Here is a 21,009-nt window from a genome sequence, read left to right on the forward strand (position 1 = left end):
GCGGCGACTCCAAGGTCGCGAACGCCGTTCTCGAACGACGGCGCCAGGCACACGTCATATCAAGGAGAGACTCCCCGAATGCTCAAGTCACTGATGGTCGCCGTGGCCGGCCTCGGCCTGTCCACTTTCGCCTCCGCCGCGCCGGTCGCCGGCCAGGACTACACCGTGCTCGACGAGCCGGTCCAGACCCAGGTCGCCGACGGCAAGATCGAGGTCACCGAGGCCTTCTGGTACGGCTGCCCGCACTGTTACGCCCTGGAAGACAGCCTCAACGCCTGGGTCGACGAACTGCCCGAGGACGTCGAGTTCCAGCGCATGCCGGCCACCATGGGCGGCGCCTGGAACCGCCACGCCACCGCCTTCTATGCGGCGCAGCAGCTGGGCATTCAGCAGCAGATGCACAGCGATTTCTTCGACGCCATCCACGAGCAGGGCGCCCAGCTGACCGACAGCGAGGACATCGCGGCCTTCTTCAGCCAGTACGGGGTCAGCGAGGACGAGGCCCTCGACGCCCTGGACGCCTTCGGCGTGAAGTCCCAGGTCAACCGCGCCCATGCGCGGATGCGCAGCATGAAGCTGATGGGCGTGCCGGCGCTGATCGTCGACGGCCGCTTCGTGGTCAGCCCGAGCACCGCCGGCAGCCTCGACAACATGCCGCAGATCGCCGGCGCCCTGGTCGACCAGGTGCGCGAGGAGCGGGCCGAATAACATGACCCATCCGGCCGAGGACAGGGGCCTGGCCCTGCAGGGGAAGCCCCTGAAGCTGCTGACCTTCAACCTGCAGGTGGGCATCCAGACCTCGGCCTACCATCACTACCTGACCCGGGGCTGGCAGCACCTGCTGCCCCACCCCCGCCGCGGCGAGCGCCTCGACGCCATGGGCGAGGTGCTCGGCGGCTTCGACATCGTCGGCCTGCAGGAGGTGGACGGCGGCAGCTTCCGTTCCGGCCACGTCAATCAGGTCGAATACCTGGCCAGCCACGCCGGCTTCCCCCACCACTACCAGCAGCTGAACCGCAACCTGGGTCGCGTGGCCCAGCACAGCAACGGCCTGCTGTCGAAGCTGACCCCGGCGCGCATCGAGGAGCACCGCCTGCCCGGCACCCTGCCCGGCCGCGGCGCCATCCACGCCCGCTTCGGCGACGGCCCCGACGCCCTGCACGTGTTCGTCGCCCACCTGGCACTGAGCCATCGCGGCCGCGTGCGCCAGCTCGACTACCTCAGCGAGCTGATCCAGCCCCTGCGCCACGTGGTGGTGATGGGCGACCTCAACTGCACGCCGGACCAGATCCACGCCCATTCGCGCTTCCGCGAGGCCCTGCCGCTGCATCCGGTGCGCCCACCGCTGAGCTATCCCTCCTGGCAGCCCCGCCGCGCCCTGGATCACATCCTGCTCTCCGACTCCCTGGAGGCCGACCGGGTCGAGGTGCTGGAGCACCTGTTCTCCGACCACCTGCCGGTGGCGATCGAGATCCAGCTGCCCGACGCCTGCCGCACCAGCCTGGGCCGCGCCTAGCGCCCCGGCATCGGGACAGGGGTAAGACCAATGTCCCACCCGGCCTTCTGACAGGCGTTGACCAATTCCCGTATAGTCGGCTGGGCCGTTTCAACGCACGGCGCTAATATCTCGACATCCTTGCAACCTCGAGCGATCGCCCATGCCTTCCACCCACGAGCTCCCGAGCCTCCTGGCCCGGCTCGACCGCTTCTCCGAGTGGCTCGGCCGCGGCCTGTCCTGGCTGATCCTGCTGATGATGCTGGTCCAGTTCCTGATCGTGGTGCTGCGCTATGCCTTCAGCATCAACAGCATCCCCATGCAGGAATCGGTGATGTACATGCACGCCACGGTGTTCATGCTGGCCGCCGGCTACACTCTGCGCCACGGCGGCCACGTACGGGTGGACATCTTCTATCGGGCCATGACGGCGAAGCGCAAGGCGCTGGTCGATCTGCTGGGCACGCTGTTCCTGCTGCTGCCCTTCATGACCTTCGTGATCCTGTCCAGCCTGGGCTACGTCAGCAAGTCCTGGGCGATCCTCGAGACCTCGCCGGACACCGGCGGCATCCCCGGCATCTTCCTGCTCAAGACCCTGATCCCGGTGTTCGCCGGGCTGATGATCCTGCAGGGCCTGGTCGAGGCCTCGCGTAACCTGCTGATCCTGATCGGCCGCATCGATCCCGAGGCCGACGTCCCCGACCACCACGAGGAGCACCTGTGATGCTGGAGTTCATGCCACTGGTGCTGTTCGCCGTGATCTGCACCGTCCTGATGTTCGGCTACCCGGTCGCCCTGTCGCTGGCCGGCACCGCCCTGGCCTTCGCCGGCCTGGGCTTCGGCCTCGAGGCGCTGGGCGTCGACGCCAACTTCGACGGCGGCTACCTGGCCGCCTTCCCCAACCGCCTCTACGGCATCATGAGCAACCAGACGCTGCTGGCGGTGCCGCTGTTCGTGCTGATGGGGGTGCTGCTGGAGAAATCCCGGGTCGCGGAGACGCTGCTCGAGGCCATGGCGTTGCTGTTCGGCTCGCTGCGCGGCGGCCTCGGCATCTCGGTGACCGTGGTCGGCATGCTGCTGGCCGCCTCCACCGGCATCGTCGGCGCCACCGTGGTCACCATGGGCCTGATGTCGCTGCCGACCATGCTCAAGCGCGGCTACAGCATGCCGCTGGCCACCGGCACCATCTGCGCCACCGGCACCCTGGGCCAGATCATCCCGCCTTCCATCGCCCTGGTGCTGCTGGGCGACGTGCTGTCCTCCGCCTACCAGCAGGCCCAGCTGTCGATGGGCATCTTCAGTCCCAAGACCGTCTCGGTGGGTGACCTGTTCATGGGCGCGCTGGTGCCCGGCCTGATCCTGGTGGGGCTGTATATCGTCTACGTCGCCGTGACCGCCTGGATCAAGCCCGCCTCCGCCCCGGCCGTCGATCGCCGCGACCTGATGGAGGAGCTCGGCCACCAGGGCGGCCTCGGCCTGCTGCTGCTCAAGGGGCTGGTGCCGCCGATCGTGCTGATCGTGGTGGTGCTGGGCTCGATCCTCGGCGGTTTCGCCACGCCCACCGAGGCCTCCGCGGTTGGCGCCTTCGGCGCGCTGGTGCTGGCCCTGGCCTATCGCCGCCTGGACATGGCCACCCTCAAGGAGGTGCTGCGCTCCACCGTGGACGTCACCACCATGGTGTTCCTGATCCTGATCGGCGCGGCGCTGTTCTCGCTGGTGTTCCGCGCCTACGGCGGCGAGGAGCTGGTCACCCACCTGTTCGAGAGCATGCCCGGCGGCGTGGTCGGCGCCACCATCATCGTGATGCTGGTGATCTTCCTGCTCGGCTTCATCCTCGACTTCATCGAGATCACCTTCGTGGTGGTGCCGATCGTCGGCCCGATCCTGCTGGCCATGGGCCTCGACCCGGTGTGGCTGGGCATCATGATCGCCATCAACCTGCAGACCTCGTTCCTGACGCCGCCGTTCGGCTTCGCGCTGTTCTACCTGCGCGGGGTGGCCCCGGATTCGGTGCCGACCTCGGCCATCTACCGCGGCGTGATGCCGTTCATCGCCCTGCAGCTGGCGATGCTCATCGCGCTGTCGTTCTTCCCGCAGCTGGCCACCTGGTTGCCGCAGCAGTTCTAGCGGCACCGGCCCCAGCGCAGCGTTGGCGCCCCGTGGACGAGACGCGGGCGCCGACGACTACAGTGTCGGAAGCGACTCACCGTCCTTCCCACGACGGCTCGGCCCGGCCGAGCCTTGTGCAAGCCCTGCCCTGCCGGAATCCCCGGTTCAACAACGCCACAACAGATCTAGGGAGCAAGCATGCAACGCACGTCACTCGCCAACGCCATTACCCTCGCCGGTGCCGCCACCGGCCTACTGCTCGTCGGAGCCCAGGCTCAGGCCCAGGAGACCTTCGAGTGGAAGATGGTGACCTCCTGGCCGAAGAACTTCCCCGGCGTCGGCCAGGGCCCCGAGCGCCTCGCCGAGCTGGTCGACCAGATGTCCGACGGCCGGCTGACCATCGAGGTGTTCGGCGCCGGCCAGCTGGTGCCGGGTTTCGAGGTCTTCGACGCCGTGTCCGAGGGTACCGCCGAGCTGGGCCACTCCGCCTCCTACTACTGGAAGGGCAAGGCGCCGGCGGCCCAGTTCTTCGCCGCCGTGCCGTTCGGCATGAACGCCCAGGAGATGAACGCCTGGCTGCACTACGGCGGCGGCCTGGAGCTGTGGAACGAGCTCTACGAGCCGTTCGGGGTCGACGTCATGGCCGCCGGTGCCTCCGGCGTGCAAATGGGCGGCTGGTACAACGAGGAGATCAACTCGGTCGACGATCTCGACGGCCTGAAGATGCGCATGCCGGGCCTGGGCGGCGAGGTCATGAACCGCATGGGCGTGGCGATCGTCAACATGCCCGGCGGCGAGATCTTCACCTCGCTGCAGTCCGGCGCCATCGATGCCACCGAGTGGATCGGCCCCTACAACGACCTGGCCTTCGGCCTCCACCAGGCCGCGGACTACTACTACTATCCGGGCTGGCACGAGCCGACCGTGATGTTCGAGGCGATCGTCAACGACGAGGCCATGGCATCGCTGCCGGATGATCTCCAGGCGATCCTGCGCACCGCCATCCGCGACGTGAACGCCGACGTGCTGGACGAGTACACCGCCCGCAACAACGACGCCCTGGAGACGCTGATCAACGAGCACGACGTCGAGCTTCGCCGTCTGCCGGACGACGTGCTGGCCCAGGCCAAGGAGCACTCCGCGGACGTGGTCGCCGAGCTGGCCGAGTCCAGCGAGATGGCCGGCAAGATCTACGAGTCCTACCGTGCCTTCCAGGAGAAGGTGGAGAACTACCACACCATCTCCGAGCAGGCCTACTACAACGCCCGCAACCCGGAAGGCGACACCACCAGCGCGGAGTAAGGCCGCCGGCCCGGTCACCATCACGGCGACCGGGCGCATCAGACGGGCTGATCCGGCGACAGGTCTGCGAGGGGCGCTGTAAACCCGTCCATGGGCGCTAACTTTTGCCCTGCGACGCTCTCGCATCCTGCTTCGCTTGCAAGACCGGTGCTGGCCATCCGTGGCCAGCCCGTTCGGCGAGGCTCGCCTCACCCATGGCAAAAACCCCCTCTACAACCTGTCCCCGGCGCCCGTCCTGATGACACCTCTTCCCAGCAGGGCGGCCTTCGGGCGGCCCTGCTGCGTTTGAAGGGTCCAGACTATCCGCAGTAGGACGCCAGCCAGGCCTCGGCCATCGCCAGCACCAGCGCATAGCGCCCGCCCTTGGCGACCAGGATCCACAGCGTGGCCCGCCACCAGGGCAGTCGGAAGATGCCTGCCAGCACGGTCAGCGGATCGCCGATCACCGGCGCCCACGAGAGCAGCAGGCTGGCCTCGCCGAAGCGCCGGTAGCCGCGCTCCGCCCGCGCCAGGCCCCGCGGCGAAACCGGGAACCAGCGGCGATCCTGAAAGTGCCGGGCATAGCGGCCCAGCGCCACGTTGATCAGGCTGCCCAGCACGTTGCCCGCGGTTGCCGCCGCCCACAGCGCCGGCAGCGCCCCGCCCTGGCACCACTGCCGGGCCAGCCATGCCTCGGAGCCGCCCGGCAGCAGGGTGGCACTGGCCAGGGCGATCATAAAGAGGCTCAGCATGGCCGCCTGCCCGGCCGCTGGCGTATGCTAGGCGCCGGATTCACGCCACGAGACGACATACGATGTCCTCCATTCCCCATACGCTTACCATCGCCGGCTCCGACCCCTCCGGCGGCGCGGGCCTGCAGGGCGACCTCAAGACGCTCTCGGCGCTGGGCACCTACGCCACCAACGTCATCACCGCGGTGATCGCCCAGAACACCCGGGGCGTGGCCGCCGTCCACCCGGTGCCGGCGACGGTGATCGGCGAGCAGCTCGAGAACCTGCTCGACGACGTGCGCATCGACGCGGTGAAGATCGGCATGGTCGCCGACCGAGCCGTGGCCGAGACACTGGCCGAGGTGCTCGGCCGCCGCCGCCCGCGCTGGATCGTACTCGACCCGGTGATGGTGGCCAAGAGCGGCGACATCCTGGTCGACGCCGCCGGCATCGCCGCGGTGCGCGACGTGCTGGTGCCGCTGGCCGATGTCATCACGCCCAACCTGCCCGAGGCCGCGGTGCTGCTCGACGCCGAGACGCCGCGCAGCCCGGACGCCATGGAGGCCATGCTGCCCGCCCTGCAGGCCCTCGAGGCGCCCTACGTGCTGCTCAAGGGCGGCCACCTGAGCGGCGCGACCTGCCCCGACCTGCTGGCCACGCCCGAACGCAGCCAGTGGCTGCCGGCGCCGCGCATCGCCACCGAGAACCTGCACGGCACCGGCTGTGCGCTGTCCTCGGCCATCGCCGCGCAGCTCGCGCATCTCCCGCCCGGCGCCGACGGCGACGCCATCGTCGGCGCCATCGGCGAGGCCAAGCGCTGGCTGCATGCCGCCCTCGATGCCAGCCCGCAGCTGACGGTGGGCCAGGGCCGCGGGCCGGTGCATCACTTCCACGCCCTGTGGTAACGAGGCGCAACCGGGCAGTACCGAAAAACCCAGCTTGCAGGGGCGGCGGCAGCCACCCATCCTGAAACGGTCATCTTCCGGCCGTACGAGGGTTGTGCCATGTCCCGCACCCTGCTGTTCGCCTGCGATCTCTCCGCCGAGAACCGCGCCGCCTTCGCCCGCGCCATCCGGCTGGCGAACGAGACCGGCGCCCGGCTCGACGTCGTCCACGTGCTCGACCCCTACCTGCCCCGGCGGGTCCTGCACGACCTCGAGGAAGCCGTGGTGGCGGACATCGCCGCCACCCTCACCGACATCCGCGAGGACTACGCCCTCGCCGAGCCGGCCAACCTGATCCAGACCGTGGCCGGCGCGCCCTACGCCGAGATCATCCGCGAGGCCCACGAGCGCGAGGCCGACATGATCATCCTCGGCGCCCACCGCAAGCGCGGCCAGCCGGACCTGGTCACCGGCACCACCCTGGCCCGAGTGCTACGCGGCGCGCCCTGTCCGGTGCTCTCGGTGAGCCACCCCGCCACCCAGTCGTGGCAGGACATCCTGGTGCCGGTCGACTTCTCGCTGACCTGCCGCCGCACCCTGCGCGAGACCCTCAAGCGCTTCCCCGAGAGCCGGCTGACCCTGCTGCACGCCTGGAACATCCCCGGCGAGCGGGAGCTGGGCTCGTCGAGCGACTACGCCCGCTGGCGCGACCGTGAGGTCGCCACGCTGCGCCGCCACCTGGAGCAGGAGACCGAGCAGCTGATGGGCGAATTGGAGCGCGTGCCCGAGGTGGAGCTGGAGCTCGAACAGGGCGACCCGCTGGACGTGCTGCTGACTCGCCTGCGCCGCCAGCCGCCCCAGCTGCTGGCGCTGGGCAGCCGCGGCCAGCTCGGCCGCCAGAGCCAGATCACCGAGCGACTCCTGGCCGAGCCGCACTGTGACGTCATGCTGTGCCGCAGCTGGTAACGGCCTCACGCGAAGGGCCATAGTTATACAGAACCATTACAGAAAAGCGGTGTCGGTATGAGCGATAGCCACTCTGGAGGATGTCTTCATGCCGATGCTGCGCCTGCCCTTCGCCGCCCTCATGTTTGCCCTGGCGCTGGCCACGGGCCTTGCCGCCATGCCCGCCGGCGCGGAGGTGGTGGTCAAGAACGCCCGCTTCGCCGCCGTCCAGCAGGTCGACGGGCGCCCCTTCCGGATGATCGGCCACGGGCTGTTCCGCTACATGATCTGGGACGCCTACGCCGGCGCCTACTACCAGGCCGAAGGCTTTCCACGGCCCGCGCCCCAGTCGGGCAACGTGCCGCGGCGCCTGGAACTCGAGTACTTCCACGCCATCGAGGCCGGCGACTTCGCCGAGGTCACCCGCGATACCCTCCGCGACCAGCTCGGCGCGGCCGACTTCCGATCGCTCGAGCCGGCGCTGTCGGCCTTCAACGCCCGCTACCGCGACGTCTCGCCGGGCGACCGCTACGCCCTGACCTGGGACGGCGAGACCCTGAGCCTGGCCCTGAACGGCGAGTCGCTCTATGCGCGGCCAGAGCCGGCGCTGGCCGATGCCCTGTTCGGCATCTGGCTCGGCGAGGCGCCGCTGGGCGACGGCTTCCGGGACGACCTGCTGGGGCGCTGACCGCCGGCGTGCTAGGCTGCCGGCTTTTGCCAGCCGCCGAGGGCGGGAAGAAGAAGGAAGGCACCATGAAAGCCCTGATCCAGCGCGTTCGCCACGCCAGCGTCACCGTCGACGACCGCGAGACCGGCGCCATCGACCACGGCCTGCTGGCGCTGATCGGCGTCGAGAAGGGGGATGACGAGCAGAGCGTCGAGCGGCTGCTGCACAAGCTGCTGCACTACCGGGTGTTCTCCGACCCGGACGGCAAGATGAACCTCAACCTGCAGCAGGCCGAGGGCAGCCTGCTGCTGGTGTCGCAGTTCACCCTGGCCGCCGACACCCGCAAGGGGCTGCGCCCCGGCTTCTCCAGCGCCGCGCCGCCCGCCGAGGGCCAGCGGCTGTTCGAGGCGCTGGTCGAGCGCGCCCGGGTCGCCTGGCCGAAGGTCACCACCGGCGAGTTCGGCGCCGACATGCAGGTGGCGCTGGTCAACGACGGTCCGGTGACCTTCCTGCTCGAGAGCTGAACCGGCGCCTCAGGTCGCCTCGCGCAGCTCCGCTTCCATCGCCTCCAGCGATTCCTCCGCCGCCAGCCAGGCCTGCTCCAGCTCGCCGAGCCGCGACGCCAGCTCGGCCTGCTCGGCGAGCCGCTGGGAGAGTTCGTCCTTGCGCGCCTCGTCGGTGTAGAGCTCGGCGTCGCCCAGGGCGTCCTCCACCTTGCCGAGCGAGGCCTGCACCTTCTCCATCTCGCGCTCGGCGCGATCGCGCTCGCGCTTGAGCGGGCGCAGCTTCTCGCGCAGCTCGGCGGCGGCGCGACGCGCGGCCTTGCGATCCTCCTTCGGCGCCTCGGCGGCCTCCTGACGCTCGACCTTCTGGGCCCGGGCCTCGCGGCGCTCGTTCTCGAGCCGCGTCTTGAGCCAGGCGCGATAGTCGTCGAGGTCGCCGTCGAAGGGCGTGACCCGGTGGTCGGCGACCCGCCAGAACTCGTCCACGGTGGCGCGCAGCAGGTGGCGATCGTGGGAGACCACGATCACCGTGCCCTCGAAGCTGGCCAGCGCCTCGGTGAGCGCCTCGCGCATCTCCAGGTCCAGGTGGTTGGTCGGCTCGTCGAGCAGCAGCAGGTTGGGCTTCTGCCAGGCCACCAGCGCCAGCGCCAGCCGCGCCTTCTCGCCGCCGGAGAAGCGCCCCACCTCGGCGAAGGCGTCGTCGCCCTTGAAGCCGAAGCCGCCCAGGAAGTTGCGGATGTCCAGGTCGGCGGCCCGCGGCGAGAGCCGCTGCACGTGGATGAAGGGCGTGGCCGCGAGGTCGAGCCCCTCGAGCTGATGCTGGGCGAAGTAGCCGATGGCCAGGTGCTCGCCGGGCACCCGACGCCCGCCGAGCAGCGGCAGCTCGCCGGTCAGCGACTTGATCAGCGTCGACTTGCCGGCGCCGTTGGGGCCGAGCAGGCCGATGCGCTGCCCCGGCTGCAGGGTCATGTCGACGCCCTCGAGCTGGACGGTCTCGCCGTCCTCGCCGCGATAGCCGAGCCGCGCCTCGTCCAGCACCAGCAGCGGGTGCGAGGTGCGGTCGGCGGACGGCAGCGTGAAGTGGAAGGGCGAATCGACGTGGGCCACGGCGATCTCGCCCATGCGCTCGAGCATCTTCAGCCGGCTCTGGGCCTGGCGGGCCTTGGTGGCCTTGTAGCGGAAGCGGGCCACGAAGCGCTCGATCTCCTCCTTGCGCGCCTGCTGCTTGGCCGCCTCGGCCTGCTGCAGGGCCAGCTTCTCGGCCCGGGTGCGCTCGAAGGTGGAGTAGTTGCCGCGATACAGCACCAGCGAGCGACGATCGAAGTGCACGATGTGATCGCACACCGCGTCGAGGAAGTCGCGGTCGTGGGAGATCAGCAGCAGGGTGCCCGGATAGCGGGTCAGCCACTGCTCGAGCCACAGCAGGGCGTCGAGGTCCAGGTGGTTGGTGGGCTCGTCGAGCAGCAGCAGGTCGGAGGGCATGAACAGGGTGCGCGCCAGGTTGACGCGCATCCGCCAGCCGCCGGAGAAGTCCGACAGCGGCCGCGCGAGGTCGCCCTGGTCGAAGCCGAGCCCGACCAGCAGCTGGGCCGCCCGGGCCGGGGCGCTGTAGCCGTCCAGCGCCTCGATGGTGCCGTGCAGCTCGGCCTCGCGGTGAACATCGCCGTTTGCCTGAGCCCTGGCCAGCGCGGCTTCCGCCTCGCGCAGGGCCCGGTCGCCGTCGAGCACGTAGTCCTGGATGCTGCGGTCGAGGGCCTCGACCTCCTGGGCCATGTGGGCGATGCGCTGGCCGCCGCTCATCTCGAGCTCGCCGCGATCGGGGGCGAACTCGCCGCGCAGCAGGCCGAACAGGCTCGACTTGCCGGCGCCGTTGGGCCCGACGATGCCCGCCTTGTGGCCGGCGTGCAGGGTCAGGTCGGCGTCCTCGAGCAGCGCTTGGGTGCCGCGTTGCAGGGAAACTTGGCGCAGTGCAATCATGAAGGCTCCACAGGAAGGCATAGGGCCGCCGCCGTGACGACAGCCGAATCATGACGCCCGATTCTACCGAATTGCCGGCCGCTCTGCGGGCCCGGCTCGCCGCCGATCCGCTATGGGACGTCGCCCTGGCGCTCTACGCCCGCCCCGGCGCGGAAGCCGCCTGCCTGCACCTGCAGGACGACGCCGGCGTCGAGGTGATCGAGCTGCTGTGGCGGCTGTGGCTGTTCCGCCACGGGCTGGCCGCCGGCCCGATGCCCGATGCGGTGGCCCGCTGGCAGGCCGAGGTGACCGCGCCGCTGCGCCGGCTGCGCCGCTCGCTCAAGGCCGAGGCCACCGAGCGCGAGAGCGTCGCCTCGCTGCGCCAGCGGATCAAGGCCTGCGAGCTCGACGCCGAGCGTGAGGCCCTGGCGCGGCTGGAAGCGCATAGCCTCGACGACAACGCCACTCATCGGCCTCTATCACCCGGCGATGACCTGCGAGATGCACTGCCTTTTTATTCCCGACTGACAAAACCGTCTCATCTTGCGGCGCTAGGAAGGTTGAATGACCAACTTGACCCTTCATGATCGCCCCACTAGCCTGAACAAACGCTGCAAAAACAAAACGTTCTTTTCGTTAGCAATATCATCGTGATGTTGCTGGCAGAACCTGCAGAGGAAGCGCATCAATGAAGTCACAAAAGCTGCTGGCCACCGCGGGCATCGGTGCCCTGATGCTGGGCATGTCGACGTCCGCCTTCTCGGACAACTGGCGCTACGCTCACGAGGAGTACGAGGGCGACGTACAGGACGTCTTCGCCCAAGAATTCAAGCGCTACGTGGAGGAGAATTCCGACCACAACGTGCAAGTCTATCGCTTCGGTGAGCTCGGCGAGTCCGACGACATCATGGAGCAGACCCAGAACGGCATCCTGCAGTTCGTGGACCAGTCCCCCGGCTTCACCGGCGCCCTGATCCCGGCGGCCCAGATTTTCTTCATTCCGTATCTGATGCCGACCGACATGGACACCGTGCTCGAGTTCTTCGACGAGAGCAAGGCCATCAACGAGATGTTCCCCGAGCTCTACGCCGAGCACGGCCTGAAGCTGCTGCAGATGTTCCCCGAGGGGGAAATGGTGGTCACCGCCGACGAGCCGATCACCGAACCCGCGGACTTCGACAACAAGAAGATCCGGGTGATGACCAACCCGCTGCTCGCCGAGACCTACAACGCCTTCGGCGCCACCCCGACCCCGCTGCCCTGGGGTGAGGTGTACGGCGGCCTGCAGACCGGCATCATCGACGGCCAGGAGAACCCGATCTTCTGGATCGAGTCCGGCGGCCTCTACGAGGTGTCTCCGAACCTGACCTTCACCGGTCACGGCTGGTTCACCACCGCCATGATGGCCAACCAGGACTTCTACGAAGGCCTGTCCGACGAGGACAAGCAGCTGGTGCAGGACGCCACCGACGCGGCCTATGACCACACCATCGAGCACATCCAGGGCCTCGCCGAGGACTCGCTCGACAAGATCATGGAAGCCTGCGACGAGTGCACCGTGACGCGCCTGAACGACGAGCAGATCGCCACCTTCAAGGAGCGCGCGCCCCAGGTCGAGGACGCCTTCCTCGAGATGACCGGCGAGGACGGCGCCGCGCTGCTCGAGCAGTTCAAGGCCGACCTCGAGGCCGTGCAGCAAGCCGAGGAGTGATCGCGATCACCCGACCGGCACGATGGGGGCAGCCTGGCTGCCCCCGTTTTGTTTCCGCCCGGGCAACGTTCAACCAACGTTGATCCGCGGGGCCTATGGCATGGCCTCCAGCCGTTACGCTGCTCCATAGGGATGTCGCTCGCGCGTCATGCCGTTCGCCACGATTCCAGGGAATTACGCCCATGACCGACGAAGATTCCGAAAAGCACTATCGTTCCGGACTGCCGGGCTTTCTCGGCGTCATCGACACCTTCATCAGCAAGGTCGAGGCGGTGATCCTCGCCCTCGGCGTGCTGCTGATGGCCGCCAACACCATCGCCAACGTCATCGGCCGCTTCGTCTTCGGCGAGAGCATCTTCTTCTCCGGCGAGATCAACCGCATCCTGATCATCATGATCACCTTCGCCGGCATCGGCTATGCGGCGCGCCACGGCCGGCACATCCGCATGTCGGCGATCTACGATGCCCTGCCGGTGGGCGGGCGCCGCGCGCTGATGATCGCGATCTCGCTGTTCACCTCCCTGGTGATGTTCTTCCTGCTCTATTTCTCGGTGCTCTACATCCTCGACCTGCACGACAAGGGCCGCATCCTGCCGGCGCTCGGCTTCCCTATCTGGATCATCTACGTCTGGGTGCCGCTGGGCTTTCTGATCACCGGCATCCAGTACCTGCTCACCGCCATCAAGAACATGACGTCCCGCGACGTCTACCTGTCGACCTCGGTGCTCGACGGGTACAAGGATACGGAAACGGAAGTCTGATGATGGGCACGACCCGGGGGAACGCACGATGACGACAATAATGGTGGTGACCATGATCGCCCTGCTGCTGCTGGGCTTTCCGATGATGATCCCGCTGATCACCGCGGCGGTGATCGGCTTCTTCATGATGTTCAACGGCCTGGGCCAAATGGAGACGCTGATCCAGCAGATGATGGCCGGCATCCGGCCAGCCTCGCTGATCGCGGTGCCGATGTTCATCCTCGCCGCCGACATCATGACCCGCGGCCAGTCGGCGGAGCGCCTGATCAACATGGTGATGTCCTTCATCGGCCACGTGAAGGGCGGTCTGGCGGTCAGCACCGCGGCCTCCTGCACCCTGTTCGGCGCCGTCTCCGGCTCCACCCAGGCCACCGTGGTGGCGGTGGGCTCGCCCCTGCGCCCGCGGATGCTCAAGGCCGGCTACTCGGACTCCTTCACCCTGGCGCTGATCATCAACGCCAGTGACATCGCCTTCCTGATTCCGCCCAGCATCGGCATGATCATCTACGGGGTGATCTCCGGCACCTCCATCGGCGAGCTGTTCATCGCCGGCATCGGGCCCGGCCTGCTGATTCTCGCCATGTTCTCCGCCTACTGCGTGGCCTACGCCGTGATCCGCAAGGTGCCCACCGAGCCCAAGGCCGGCTGGGGCGAACGCCTGGGCGCGGTACGCATGGCGCTGTGGCCGCTGGGCTTCCCGGTGATCATCGTCGGCGGCATCTATGGCGGTATCTTCAGCCCCACCGAGGCCGCCGCGGCCTGCGTGCTGTATGCCATCCTGCTCGAGTTCGTGGTGTTCCGCTCGCTCAAGATCAATGACATCTACGCCATCGCCAAGTCCACCGGCCTGATCACCGCCGTGGTGTTCATCCTGGTCGCCGTCGGCAACGGCTTCTCCTGGATCATCTCCTTCGCCCAGATTCCCCAGGCGATCCTCGAGGCGGTGGGCATCAACGAGGCCGGCCCCACCGGGGTGCTGATCGCGATCTGCATCGCCTTCTTCGTGGCCTGCATGTTCGTCGACCCCATCGTGGTGATCCTGGTGCTGACGCCGATCTTCGCCCCCGCCATCGAGGCCACCGGCCTGGACCCGGTGCTGGTCGGCATCCTGATCACCCTGCAGGTGGCCATCGGCTCGGCGACGCCACCCTTCGGCTGCGACATCTTCACCGCCATCGCGATCTTCAAGCGGCCCTACCTGGACGTCATCAAGGGCACGCCGCCGTTCGTGTTCCTGCTGATCCTCGCCGCCGCCCTGCTGATCATGTTCCCGCAGATCGCCCTGTTCCTGCGCGACCTGGCCTTCAGCGGCTGACCGGGACCCAAAGGAGAGCTCATGATGTTCAAGCGGATCATGGTACCGGTGGATGGCTCCAAGGGCGCCATCAAGGCACTGGACAAGGCCGTCGCGCTGCAGCGGCTCACCGGCGCCGAACTCTACCTGCTGTGCGTGTTCAAGCATCACAGCCTGCTCGAGGCCTCGCTGTCCATGATCAGGCCCGAGAAGCTCGACATCCCCGACGATGCCCTCAAGGAGTACGCCACCGAGATCGCCGTGCAGGCCAAGGCGCACGCCGCCGAGCTCGGCGTGCCCGCCGACAGGGTGCGTGCCTTCGTCAAGGGGGGCCGCCCCTCGCGCACCATCGTGCGCTTCGCCCGCAAGCGCGACTGCGACCTGATCGTGATCGGCGCCCAGGGCACCAACGGCGACAAGGGTCTGCTGCTGGGCAGCGTGTCGCAGCGGGTGGCGGGCTCGGCCCACTGCCCAACCCTCGTGGTCTAGTGCCGCCGGCGCGCCTCCTGCCGGGTCGGTTTCCGCGCCGTCGAGACGGGTGCGGAACCGATCCGGCCCTGTTAGAGTCCCAAGAACCCCATTCACCGATGGCGCCAAGGCGCCGGAGTACAAGGCATTTTCATGAAGCGACTGCTGACCACCGCATCCCTGACGGCGCTGCTGACCGCTGCCCCGCTGGCACTGGCCGCCCCCGAGACCGACGGCGAGAAGCTCGGCTACAGCCTCGGCGTGACCCTGGGCAAGAGCATCCAGCAGGACGTCTCCGATCTCGATGTCGACGCCTTCACCCAGGCCGTTCGCGATGTCTTCGACGACAACGAGCTGGAGATGACCGAGGACGAGATGAACGCCACCATGCAGGCCTTCCAGCAGCAGGCCATGCAGCAGCGCGCCGCCGAGGCCCAGCAGCTGGCCGAGGAGAACCAGGCCGCCGGCGAGGCCTATCAGGCCGAAAACGCCGAGAAGGACGACGTGACCGTCACCGCCTCCGGCCTGCAGTATCGCGAGATCGAATCCGGCGACGGCGCCTCGCCCAGCGACGGCGACACCGTCAAGGTCAACTACGAAGGCCAGCTGATCGACGGCACCGTCTTCGACAGCTCCTACGAGCGCGGCGAGCCGGTCAGCTTCCAGGTCGGCCAGGTCATCGAAGGCTGGCAGGAAGCCCTGAAGCTGATGAGCGTCGGCGACACCTGGGAAGTCGTGATCCCGGCCGAACTCGGCTATGGCAGCCGCGGCCAGGGCCCGATCGGCCCCAACGAGACCCTGGTGTTCAAGGTCGAGCTGCTCGATGTGAACCCGGACAACGCCGAAGGCTGATCGCCCCACGGCGAGCGCGCCTCGATGGCGCGACCGGCGGCCGGCCTCCCTCGGGGCCGGCCGCCTTGCGTTGCGCGGCCTGACACGCCGCGCTCACCTCTCGACCAGGGAATGGCATCGTCATGGAAAGCATCATCGGCGCCCTCGGGCCCCTGTTCCTGCTGATCCTGCTCGGCGCCCTGCTGGGCCGTGGTCCCTGGCCCGGCGGCGACTTCTGGTCGCGCCTCGAGGGCCTGATCTACTACCTGCTGTTCCCGGCGATGCTGGTGGCCACCCTGGCCGAGGCCGACATCCGCGCGGTGCCGGTCGCCCGCCTCGCCCTGGTGCTGCTCGGTGGCCTGCTGCTGCTGGCCGTCGGCCTGTGGACGCTGCGGCCGCGGCTGGGGCTCGGCATGCCGGCCTTCACCTCGGTCTTCCAGGGCGCGCTGCGCTTCAACACCTACGTGGGCGTGGCCGGCGCCGCCGCCCTGCACGGCCCGGCCGGCGCCACCGTGGCGGCGGTCGCCGTGGCGCTGATGGTGCCGCTGGTCAACGTACTGTGCGTGCTGACCTTCCTCGCTGCCGGCACCCTGGGCAAGGGCGGCGTGGGCGCCAGCCTCCGGGCCCTGGCCCGCAACCCGCTGATCCTGGCCTGCCTGGCCGGGGCGGGGCTCAACCTCTCGGGGATCGGCCTGCCCGGCTGGAGCCACGACGCGGTGGCCCTGCTCGGCCGGGCGGCGCTGCCGCTGGGCCTGGTGGCGGTGGGCGTGGCGCTCCGCCCCCAGGCGGTGCTGCGCCGGGACGGCGGCCTCTGGACCGCCACCCTGATCAAGCTGGCGCTGCTGCCGGCCCTGGTGCTGGGGCTGACCACCCTGCTCGGCCTGGACGCGGTGAGCCGCGACGTGGCGCTGCTCTTCGCCGCCCTGCCCACCGCCACCTCGGCCTATATCCTGTCGCGACAGCTGGGCGGCGACGCCGAATTGATGGCCGCGTTGATTACCGTCCAGACCCTGCTGGCCATGCTGAGCCTGCCGCTGTGGCTGCGCCTGATCGCCTAGCCAGCGACATCAAATAAAAAATATTCTCGTTACGCTTGACGCATCAAATGAGAATGATTTACCTTTCATTCATGGCATCGCCGAGGTGCGTGTCAGACCCGCGGGGCCCTGCCAGTCCTCCGCGGGGGATTCTCCTCCTCATTGCTAGTCACGGTCTTTCGCCGCCCCGCCCAGGGCGGCTTTCTTTTGCGCGCGACCTTTCCGCACTGGCTCCGAGCGCCCGCGGCACCATGACGTGCCCTCACCGCACGCGTGCGTCAGCTCCGCTGGCCCAGGCGCGCCTTGATCATCTCTCCCAGCGCCTCCACCGCCGGCCAAGAGGCCGCATTGACGCCTCGCCCGTAATGCAGCTCGGCCTGGCAGTCCGCCAGCCGCGGCAGGCCCTCGGCCTCACCCAGCTCGCGCATGGCCGGCGTCAGGCGATCACGCTCCAGGATGCTCACCGCCAGCCCCGCCTCCACGGCAGTCTCCAGCGCATGGATGCTGGTACTGGTGAAGACCGCATGCCAGGGGCGCCCGCCGGCCTCCAGGGCCTCGATGCCGAGCTGGCGGTAGGGACAGTCCACCGGATGCAGCGCCAGCGGCAACGGGGCCTCCGGCGCCAGCGCCAGGTCCCGGGCGCCGGCCCATACCGGCGAGGTACGCCACAGCGGCTCACCGCCGCTGAGTCGATGAGGACGGTCCAGCGCCACGACCAGCGACAGCTGGCCCCGCTCCAGGCGGCGGGCCAGCTCGCCGCTGGTCGCGGTCACGGCCTCCAGCACCACGTCAGGATGGCGGGCCAGGAAGTCCGGCAGCAGGCGCCCTACCAGGCGGCTGGCGTAGTCCTCGGGCATACCGAAGCTGACCCGGCCGGACAGGCCGCGGCCGCTGATCCGAGCCACCAGGCCGTCGTGATGGCGCAGCAGCTCCCGGGCCTCGCCGAGCAGCGCCTCGCCGCTGGCGGTGAGCGTCATGCCCCGGGCACCGCGCACCAGCAGCCGGGCCTCCAGGCGCGTCTCGAGGCGCTTGATCTGCATGCTCAGGGCACTGACGGTGCGGTGGCGCTGCTCGGCCGCCGCGGCCAGCGAGCCCAGCCGCGCCACCGCCACGAAGCTGCGCAGCGCCTCCAGGTCCAGGGTCTGGGAAGAGACTTCAACCATACTGAACACTCACTAAAAAAAGTTGCGATTCACTGAAGACATTAGCCGGCGCAGACTCGCCCCTGCAAGTTCGCGGGAGGAGACCGACATGCTGGCGAGACAATGGGTTCAGTGGGCACCGCCCCAGCCGCAGCAGCTGGGGAGCCTGGCGATCGCTGTGGGCTTCGTGATCTGCTGGAGCAGCGGCTTCGTGGGCAGCCGTCTGGCCGTGGCCGCCGAGTCGCCGGCGCTCTCGCTCTACGCCTGGCGCTTCGCGCTGGCCACCCTGCTGGCCGGCCTGTGGACGCTGATCGCGACCCGCGCGCAACGCACTCGAGCACCGGGCGCCCTGGCCCACGAGGCCCTGGTCGGCAGCCTCACGGTGGGCGGCTATCTGCTGGCCATGCTGCTGGCGGTGGAAAGCGGCGTCAGTGCCGGCGTGGCGGCCCTGATCGGCGCCCTGCAGCCCCTGGCCGCGACGCTGATGGCCGGCCGCCTGCTGGGCGAGCGTCCGCGGATGGCCCAATGGCTGGGACTGGGCGTGGCGACCCTGGGGGCGGGGCTGAGCGTGATGGACGATCTCGGCGGCGTCGGCGGGGCACCGCTCTGGGCCTACGGACTGCCGCTGCTGGCGGTGATCGCGGTGAGCCTCGGCAGCGTGCTGAGCGCCGGGCGGCCGGCGACCCTGCCCATGGCGACGCGCCTGACCGCCCAGCTGGCGGCGGCCACCCTGGTGTTCGCCCTCGCCGCCTGGCTGAGCGGCGAAGGACTGCCCGCCCCGGCGCTGGAGGCGGAGACCCTGGCGGCCCTGGCCTGGCTGATCCTGCTGGCAACCTTCGGCGGCTACGGTTTCTTCAACGCCAGCCTGCAGCGCTTCGGGGTCAGCCAGAGCGCCGCGCTGGTGGCCCTGACACCGGCCGCCACCCTGGCCGCCACGGCGCTGATGTTCGGCGAATGGCCGGGCATGCTGGGCGCCGCCGGCATGGCCCTCGGGCTGCTCGGCGCCGTGAGCGCCCTGGCGAGCGGTCGGCGCCGCGGGCGAGGCGCCGGCGGCCATGTCGCCACGGCCCGCCCGGTCACGGAGCGGGAAGCGCGTCGACGGGTCCGACCGAACGCCCCGACCACGCGGCGAGGCTGAGCGCGCGGGAAGGAATCAGTCGGCGCGACGGAAGATCAGGTCCCAGACGCCGTGGCCGAGCTTCTCGCCGCGCTGCTCGAACTTGGTCAGCGGGCGGAACTCGGGGCGCGGCACGTAGGGGGCCGTCTCGTCGGTGGCGGTGTTCTGGTAGCCCGGCGCCTCGACCATCACCTCGGCCATCCACTCGGCGTAGGCCTCCCAGTCGGTGGCCATGTGCAGGGTGCCGCCGGGCTTGAGGCGCGTGCGCACCAGCTCGACGAAGGCCGGCTGGACGATGCGCCGCTTGTGATGCTTCTTCTTGGTCCAGGGGTCGGGGAAGAACAGCTGCAGGGTGCCGAGGCTGCCCTCGGGCAGGCACTGCTCGAGCACCAGCAGCGCGTCTTCGCGATAGACCCGGAGGTTGGTCAGGCCGCGCTTGTCGGCCTCGTCGAGCAGCTTGCCGACGCCGGGCGCATGCACCTCGATGCCGATGAAGTCGGTGTCGGGATGGGTCTCGGCCTGCTCGATCAGCGAGCCGCCCATGCCGAAGCCGATCTCCAGCACCACCGGAGCGCGACGCCCGAACAGCGTCTCGAGGTCCTGGCGGCCGTCCTCGAGGGTCAGCCCCAGACGCGGCCACACCTCCTCGAGGCCGCGGGTCTGGGCGGCGGTCATGCGCCCGGCGCGCAGCACGTAGCTCTTGATCCCGCGGCGATGCAGCGGGGCGTCGGGGCCCTCGGGAGCGTCGGTCGAGGGCGTGTCGGGGCGTTGTTCGTCGTTCATGCGCGGCGTTGAAACTCGTGAAGGTCGAAAGACAGGATCAGGCGTTGATACGCCCGGCCAGCGGCGAGGACGGCTCGGCGCCCTGGCGGCGCGGCATGCGTCCGGCAAGGAAGGCCTCGCGGCCGGCCAGCACGGCCCGCTTCATGGCGCCGGCCATCAGCACCGGCTGGCGGGCGTGGGCGATGGCGGAGTTCATCAGCACCCCGTCGCAGCCCAGCTCCATGGCCTGGGCGGCCTCGGAGGCGGTGCCGATGCCGGCATCCACCAGCACCGGCACGCTGGCCTGCTCGATGATCAGGCGGATGTTGTGCGGATTCTGGATGCCGTGGCCGGAGCCGATCAGCGAGCCCAGCGGCATCACGGCGCAGCAGCCGAGACGCTCCAGCTCGCGGGCAACGATGGGATCGTCGCTGGTGTAGACCATGACGTCGAAGCCGTCGTTGACCAGGGTCTCGGCGGCGGCCAGGGTCTCCACCACGTTGGGATACAGGGTGGTGTCATCGCCCAGCACCTCGAGCTTGACTAGGTTGTGGCCGTCGAGCAGCTCGCGGGCCAGCCGGCAGGTGCGCACCGCATCCTGGGCGGTGTAGCAGCCGGCGGTGTTGGGCAGCAGGGTATAGCGCTCCGGGGACACCACGTCGAGCAGATTGGGCGCCGAGGCGTCCTGGCCCAGATTGGTGCGACGCACGGCGAAGGTCACCACCTCGGCCCCGCTGGCGGCGATGGCCTCGCCGGTCTCGTCGACATCGCGGTACTTGCCGGTGCCCACCAGCAGGCGCGAGGCGAATTCACGGCCGGCGACGCGCAGCGGCGCGTCCTGGAAGAAGTCGGTCATTGTATTGTGGCTCCTATGCGGGGGTCTCGCGGCTCAGCCGCCACCGATGGCATGGACGATCTCCACCCTGTCGCCGTCGGCCAGACGCGTCTCGCCGTGCGCGCTTCGGGGGACGATCTCCTCGTTGACCTCCACGGCGATGCGCCGTCCGGCCAGGCCGAGGGTCTCGACCAGCTGGGCCACGGAGGCCTCGGCCTCCAGGGTGCGCGCCTCGCCGTTGAGCTGGATCTGCATGGCATCCTCCGGGGCTGCGATTTCGCGGGTCCATATTGTAGCGCCTCGGGGCGCCCCCGGGTACGGTATGGCGCAGACCTGGCGGGGCCGATCTGGCAACAGGCCGCCGCGGGGCGCTGTGACCCCATCCCTGGGCGCTACCTTTTGCCGTCCCTGGCAAAAACCCCGCTCTGGCCTGTCCCCAGCCCCTGCTCAGACATCACGGGAACACACCCCAACGGGAGA

The 21,009-nt window shown here is 69.2% G+C and carries 23 protein-coding genes; 17 read left to right on the top strand and 6 right to left on the bottom strand.

Annotated features, from left to right (window positions below; all coding sequences use genetic code 11):
* Positions 1–78 precede the first annotated feature (78 nt).
* The 5 genes from C9J49_RS11850 to C9J49_RS11870 all read left to right on the top strand — a co-directional run bounded on the left by C9J49_RS11850 (position 79) and on the right by C9J49_RS11870 (position 4,906).
* Positions 79–708, top strand: a complete 630-nt coding sequence (locus C9J49_RS11850; protein ID WP_035595074.1) for a thiol:disulfide interchange protein DsbA/DsbL — start codon at positions 79–81, stop codon at positions 706–708.
* 1 nt (position 709) lies between these two features.
* Positions 710–1,516, top strand: coding sequence for an endonuclease/exonuclease/phosphatase family protein (locus C9J49_RS11855; RefSeq protein WP_107182173.1), 807 nt, complete (start codon positions 710–712; stop codon positions 1,514–1,516).
* Positions 1,517–1,658: 142 nt separating this feature from the next.
* Positions 1,659–2,219, top strand: a complete 561-nt coding sequence (locus tag C9J49_RS11860; RefSeq protein ID WP_035595067.1) for a TRAP transporter small permease subunit — start codon at positions 1,659–1,661, stop codon at positions 2,217–2,219.
* Positions 2,219–3,622, top strand: coding sequence for a TRAP transporter large permease subunit (locus C9J49_RS11865; RefSeq protein ID WP_046078794.1), 1,404 nt, complete (start codon positions 2,219–2,221; stop codon positions 3,620–3,622). The genes C9J49_RS11860 and C9J49_RS11865 overlap by 1 nt, the downstream gene beginning before the upstream one ends.
* 180 nt (positions 3,623–3,802) lie before the next feature.
* Entirely contained in the window at positions 3,803–4,906 is a 1,104-nt protein-coding gene (locus C9J49_RS11870; protein WP_107182174.1) for a TRAP transporter substrate-binding protein, read from the top strand.
* A 299-nt stretch (positions 4,907–5,205) separates the two neighbouring features.
* On the opposite strand, the gene C9J49_RS11875 is transcribed toward C9J49_RS11870, so the two are convergent.
* Positions 5,206–5,637 (bottom strand): YqaA family protein, encoded by a 432-nt coding sequence (locus C9J49_RS11875; RefSeq protein ID WP_046078796.1) that lies wholly within the window; start codon positions 5,635–5,637, stop codon positions 5,206–5,208.
* Between the two features lie 62 nt (positions 5,638–5,699).
* Between C9J49_RS11875 and thiD the strand changes: the two genes are divergently transcribed.
* The 4 genes from thiD to dtd all read left to right on the top strand — a co-directional run bounded on the left by thiD (position 5,700) and on the right by dtd (position 8,636).
* The gene (gene thiD, locus C9J49_RS11880; RefSeq protein WP_035595052.1) at positions 5,700–6,521 is read left to right on the top strand and encodes a bifunctional hydroxymethylpyrimidine kinase/phosphomethylpyrimidine kinase; all 822 of its coding nucleotides are present in this window, start codon (positions 5,700–5,702) and stop codon (positions 6,519–6,521) included.
* 99 nt (positions 6,522–6,620) lie between these two features.
* Positions 6,621–7,466, top strand: a complete 846-nt coding sequence (locus C9J49_RS11885; protein WP_107182175.1) for a universal stress protein — start codon at positions 6,621–6,623, stop codon at positions 7,464–7,466.
* An 88-nt stretch (positions 7,467–7,554) separates the two neighbouring features.
* Entirely contained in the window at positions 7,555–8,133 is a 579-nt protein-coding gene (locus C9J49_RS11890; RefSeq protein WP_035595050.1) for a chalcone isomerase family protein, read from the top strand.
* Between the two features lie 65 nt (positions 8,134–8,198).
* On the top strand, positions 8,199–8,636 hold the full coding sequence (gene dtd / locus C9J49_RS11895) for a D-aminoacyl-tRNA deacylase (protein ID WP_107182176.1): 438 nt from the start codon (positions 8,199–8,201) through the stop codon (positions 8,634–8,636).
* Between the two features lie 9 nt (positions 8,637–8,645).
* On the opposite strand, the gene C9J49_RS11900 is transcribed toward dtd, so the two are convergent.
* Positions 8,646–10,592 (bottom strand): ABC-F family ATP-binding cassette domain-containing protein, encoded by a 1,947-nt coding sequence (locus C9J49_RS11900; RefSeq protein WP_107182177.1) that lies wholly within the window; start codon positions 10,590–10,592, stop codon positions 8,646–8,648.
* A 50-nt stretch (positions 10,593–10,642) separates the two neighbouring features.
* Between C9J49_RS11900 and C9J49_RS11905 the strand changes: the two genes are divergently transcribed.
* The 7 genes from C9J49_RS11905 to C9J49_RS11935 all read left to right on the top strand — a co-directional run bounded on the left by C9J49_RS11905 (position 10,643) and on the right by C9J49_RS11935 (position 16,694).
* On the top strand, positions 10,643–11,158 hold the full coding sequence (locus C9J49_RS11905) for a TIGR02444 family protein (protein ID WP_107182178.1): 516 nt from the start codon (positions 10,643–10,645) through the stop codon (positions 11,156–11,158).
* A gap of 101 nt (positions 11,159–11,259) precedes the next feature.
* On the top strand, positions 11,260–12,282 hold the full coding sequence (dctP, locus tag C9J49_RS11910; protein ID WP_046078801.1) for a TRAP transporter substrate-binding protein DctP: 1,023 nt from the start codon (positions 11,260–11,262) through the stop codon (positions 12,280–12,282).
* 182 nt (positions 12,283–12,464) lie between these two features.
* Positions 12,465–13,043: a TRAP transporter small permease gene (locus C9J49_RS11915; RefSeq protein ID WP_046078802.1), complete on the top strand. Its 579-nt coding sequence runs from the start codon at positions 12,465–12,467 to the stop codon at positions 13,041–13,043.
* A 28-nt stretch (positions 13,044–13,071) separates the two neighbouring features.
* A complete protein-coding gene (locus C9J49_RS11920) occupies positions 13,072–14,358 on the top strand; it encodes a TRAP transporter large permease (protein WP_046078803.1) in 1,287 nt (428 codons plus the stop codon).
* Between the two features lie 24 nt (positions 14,359–14,382).
* Complete coding sequence (locus tag C9J49_RS11925; RefSeq protein WP_035595181.1) at positions 14,383–14,826, top strand: universal stress protein; 444 nt, start codon at positions 14,383–14,385, stop codon at positions 14,824–14,826.
* A 132-nt stretch (positions 14,827–14,958) separates the two neighbouring features.
* Complete coding sequence (locus tag C9J49_RS11930) at positions 14,959–15,657, top strand: FKBP-type peptidyl-prolyl cis-trans isomerase (RefSeq protein WP_046078804.1); 699 nt, start codon at positions 14,959–14,961, stop codon at positions 15,655–15,657.
* Between the two features lie 122 nt (positions 15,658–15,779).
* A complete protein-coding gene (locus C9J49_RS11935; RefSeq protein ID WP_046078805.1) occupies positions 15,780–16,694 on the top strand; it encodes an AEC family transporter in 915 nt (304 codons plus the stop codon).
* Positions 16,695–16,951: 257 nt separating this feature from the next.
* Here the strand turns inward: C9J49_RS11935 and C9J49_RS11940 are convergent, their stop codons facing one another.
* Positions 16,952–17,836 carry a LysR substrate-binding domain-containing protein gene (locus C9J49_RS11940; RefSeq protein WP_046078806.1) on the bottom strand — a complete coding sequence of 295 codons (885 nt, stop codon included), beginning with the start codon at positions 17,834–17,836 and terminating at the stop codon, positions 16,952–16,954.
* Between the two features lie 88 nt (positions 17,837–17,924).
* Between C9J49_RS11940 and C9J49_RS11945 the strand changes: the two genes are divergently transcribed.
* The gene (locus C9J49_RS11945; RefSeq protein ID WP_082090854.1) at positions 17,925–18,953 is read left to right on the top strand and encodes a DMT family transporter; all 1,029 of its coding nucleotides are present in this window, start codon (positions 17,925–17,927) and stop codon (positions 18,951–18,953) included.
* A 15-nt stretch (positions 18,954–18,968) separates the two neighbouring features.
* On the opposite strand, the gene trmB is transcribed toward C9J49_RS11945, so the two are convergent.
* From trmB to thiS, 3 genes are read right to left on the bottom strand one after another with little or no spacing between them, the layout of a single operon-like run.
* Complete coding sequence (gene trmB / locus C9J49_RS11950; RefSeq protein WP_107182179.1) at positions 18,969–19,715, bottom strand: tRNA (guanosine(46)-N7)-methyltransferase TrmB; 747 nt, start codon at positions 19,713–19,715, stop codon at positions 18,969–18,971.
* A 37-nt stretch (positions 19,716–19,752) separates the two neighbouring features.
* Positions 19,753–20,550: a thiazole synthase gene (locus C9J49_RS11955; protein ID WP_035595017.1), complete on the bottom strand. Its 798-nt coding sequence runs from the start codon at positions 20,548–20,550 to the stop codon at positions 19,753–19,755.
* Positions 20,551–20,583: 33 nt separating this feature from the next.
* Positions 20,584–20,784, bottom strand: a complete 201-nt coding sequence (gene thiS / locus C9J49_RS11960) for a sulfur carrier protein ThiS (protein ID WP_016855894.1) — start codon at positions 20,782–20,784, stop codon at positions 20,584–20,586.
* Between the last annotated feature and the right edge of the window lie 225 nt (positions 20,785–21,009).

This window comes from Halomonas sp. SL1 (assembly GCF_003030865.2).
In the GTDB taxonomy this organism is placed as follows: Bacteria; Pseudomonadota; Gammaproteobacteria; order Pseudomonadales; family Halomonadaceae; genus Halomonas; species Halomonas halophila.

Bases quoted from the DNA above. Each gene is read 5' to 3' on its own strand.
- C9J49_RS11850 (WP_035595074.1), top strand. From the start codon at position 79: ATGCTCAAGTCACTGATGGTCGCCGTGGCCGGCCTCGGCCTGTCCACT.
- C9J49_RS11855 (WP_107182173.1), top strand. From the start codon at position 710: ATGACCCATCCGGCCGAGGACAGGGGCCTGGCCCTGCAGGGGAAGCCC.
- C9J49_RS11860 (WP_035595067.1), top strand. From the start codon at position 1,659: ATGCCTTCCACCCACGAGCTCCCGAGCCTCCTGGCCCGGCTCGACCGC.
- C9J49_RS11865 (WP_046078794.1), top strand. From the start codon at position 2,219: ATGCTGGAGTTCATGCCACTGGTGCTGTTCGCCGTGATCTGCACCGTC.
- C9J49_RS11870 (WP_107182174.1), top strand. From the start codon at position 3,803: ATGCAACGCACGTCACTCGCCAACGCCATTACCCTCGCCGGTGCCGCC.
- C9J49_RS11875 (WP_046078796.1), bottom strand. From the start codon at position 5,637: ATGCTGAGCCTCTTTATGATCGCCCTGGCCAGTGCCACCCTGCTGCCG.
- thiD (WP_035595052.1), top strand. From the start codon at position 5,700: ATGTCCTCCATTCCCCATACGCTTACCATCGCCGGCTCCGACCCCTCC.
- C9J49_RS11885 (WP_107182175.1), top strand. From the start codon at position 6,621: ATGTCCCGCACCCTGCTGTTCGCCTGCGATCTCTCCGCCGAGAACCGC.
- C9J49_RS11890 (WP_035595050.1), top strand. From the start codon at position 7,555: ATGCCGATGCTGCGCCTGCCCTTCGCCGCCCTCATGTTTGCCCTGGCG.
- dtd (WP_107182176.1), top strand. From the start codon at position 8,199: ATGAAAGCCCTGATCCAGCGCGTTCGCCACGCCAGCGTCACCGTCGAC.
- C9J49_RS11900 (WP_107182177.1), bottom strand. From the start codon at position 10,592: ATGATTGCACTGCGCCAAGTTTCCCTGCAACGCGGCACCCAAGCGCTG.
- C9J49_RS11905 (WP_107182178.1), top strand. From the start codon at position 10,643: ATGACGCCCGATTCTACCGAATTGCCGGCCGCTCTGCGGGCCCGGCTC.
- dctP (WP_046078801.1), top strand. From the start codon at position 11,260: ATGAAGTCACAAAAGCTGCTGGCCACCGCGGGCATCGGTGCCCTGATG.
- C9J49_RS11915 (WP_046078802.1), top strand. From the start codon at position 12,465: ATGACCGACGAAGATTCCGAAAAGCACTATCGTTCCGGACTGCCGGGC.
- C9J49_RS11920 (WP_046078803.1), top strand. From the start codon at position 13,072: ATGACGACAATAATGGTGGTGACCATGATCGCCCTGCTGCTGCTGGGC.
- C9J49_RS11925 (WP_035595181.1), top strand. From the start codon at position 14,383: ATGTTCAAGCGGATCATGGTACCGGTGGATGGCTCCAAGGGCGCCATC.
- C9J49_RS11930 (WP_046078804.1), top strand. From the start codon at position 14,959: ATGAAGCGACTGCTGACCACCGCATCCCTGACGGCGCTGCTGACCGCT.
- C9J49_RS11935 (WP_046078805.1), top strand. From the start codon at position 15,780: ATGGAAAGCATCATCGGCGCCCTCGGGCCCCTGTTCCTGCTGATCCTG.
- C9J49_RS11940 (WP_046078806.1), bottom strand. From the start codon at position 17,836: ATGGTTGAAGTCTCTTCCCAGACCCTGGACCTGGAGGCGCTGCGCAGC.
- C9J49_RS11945 (WP_082090854.1), top strand. From the start codon at position 17,925: ATGCTGGCGAGACAATGGGTTCAGTGGGCACCGCCCCAGCCGCAGCAG.
- trmB (WP_107182179.1), bottom strand. From the start codon at position 19,715: ATGAACGACGAACAACGCCCCGACACGCCCTCGACCGACGCTCCCGAG.
- C9J49_RS11955 (WP_035595017.1), bottom strand. From the start codon at position 20,550: ATGACCGACTTCTTCCAGGACGCGCCGCTGCGCGTCGCCGGCCGTGAA.
- thiS (WP_016855894.1), bottom strand. From the start codon at position 20,784: ATGCAGATCCAGCTCAACGGCGAGGCGCGCACCCTGGAGGCCGAGGCC.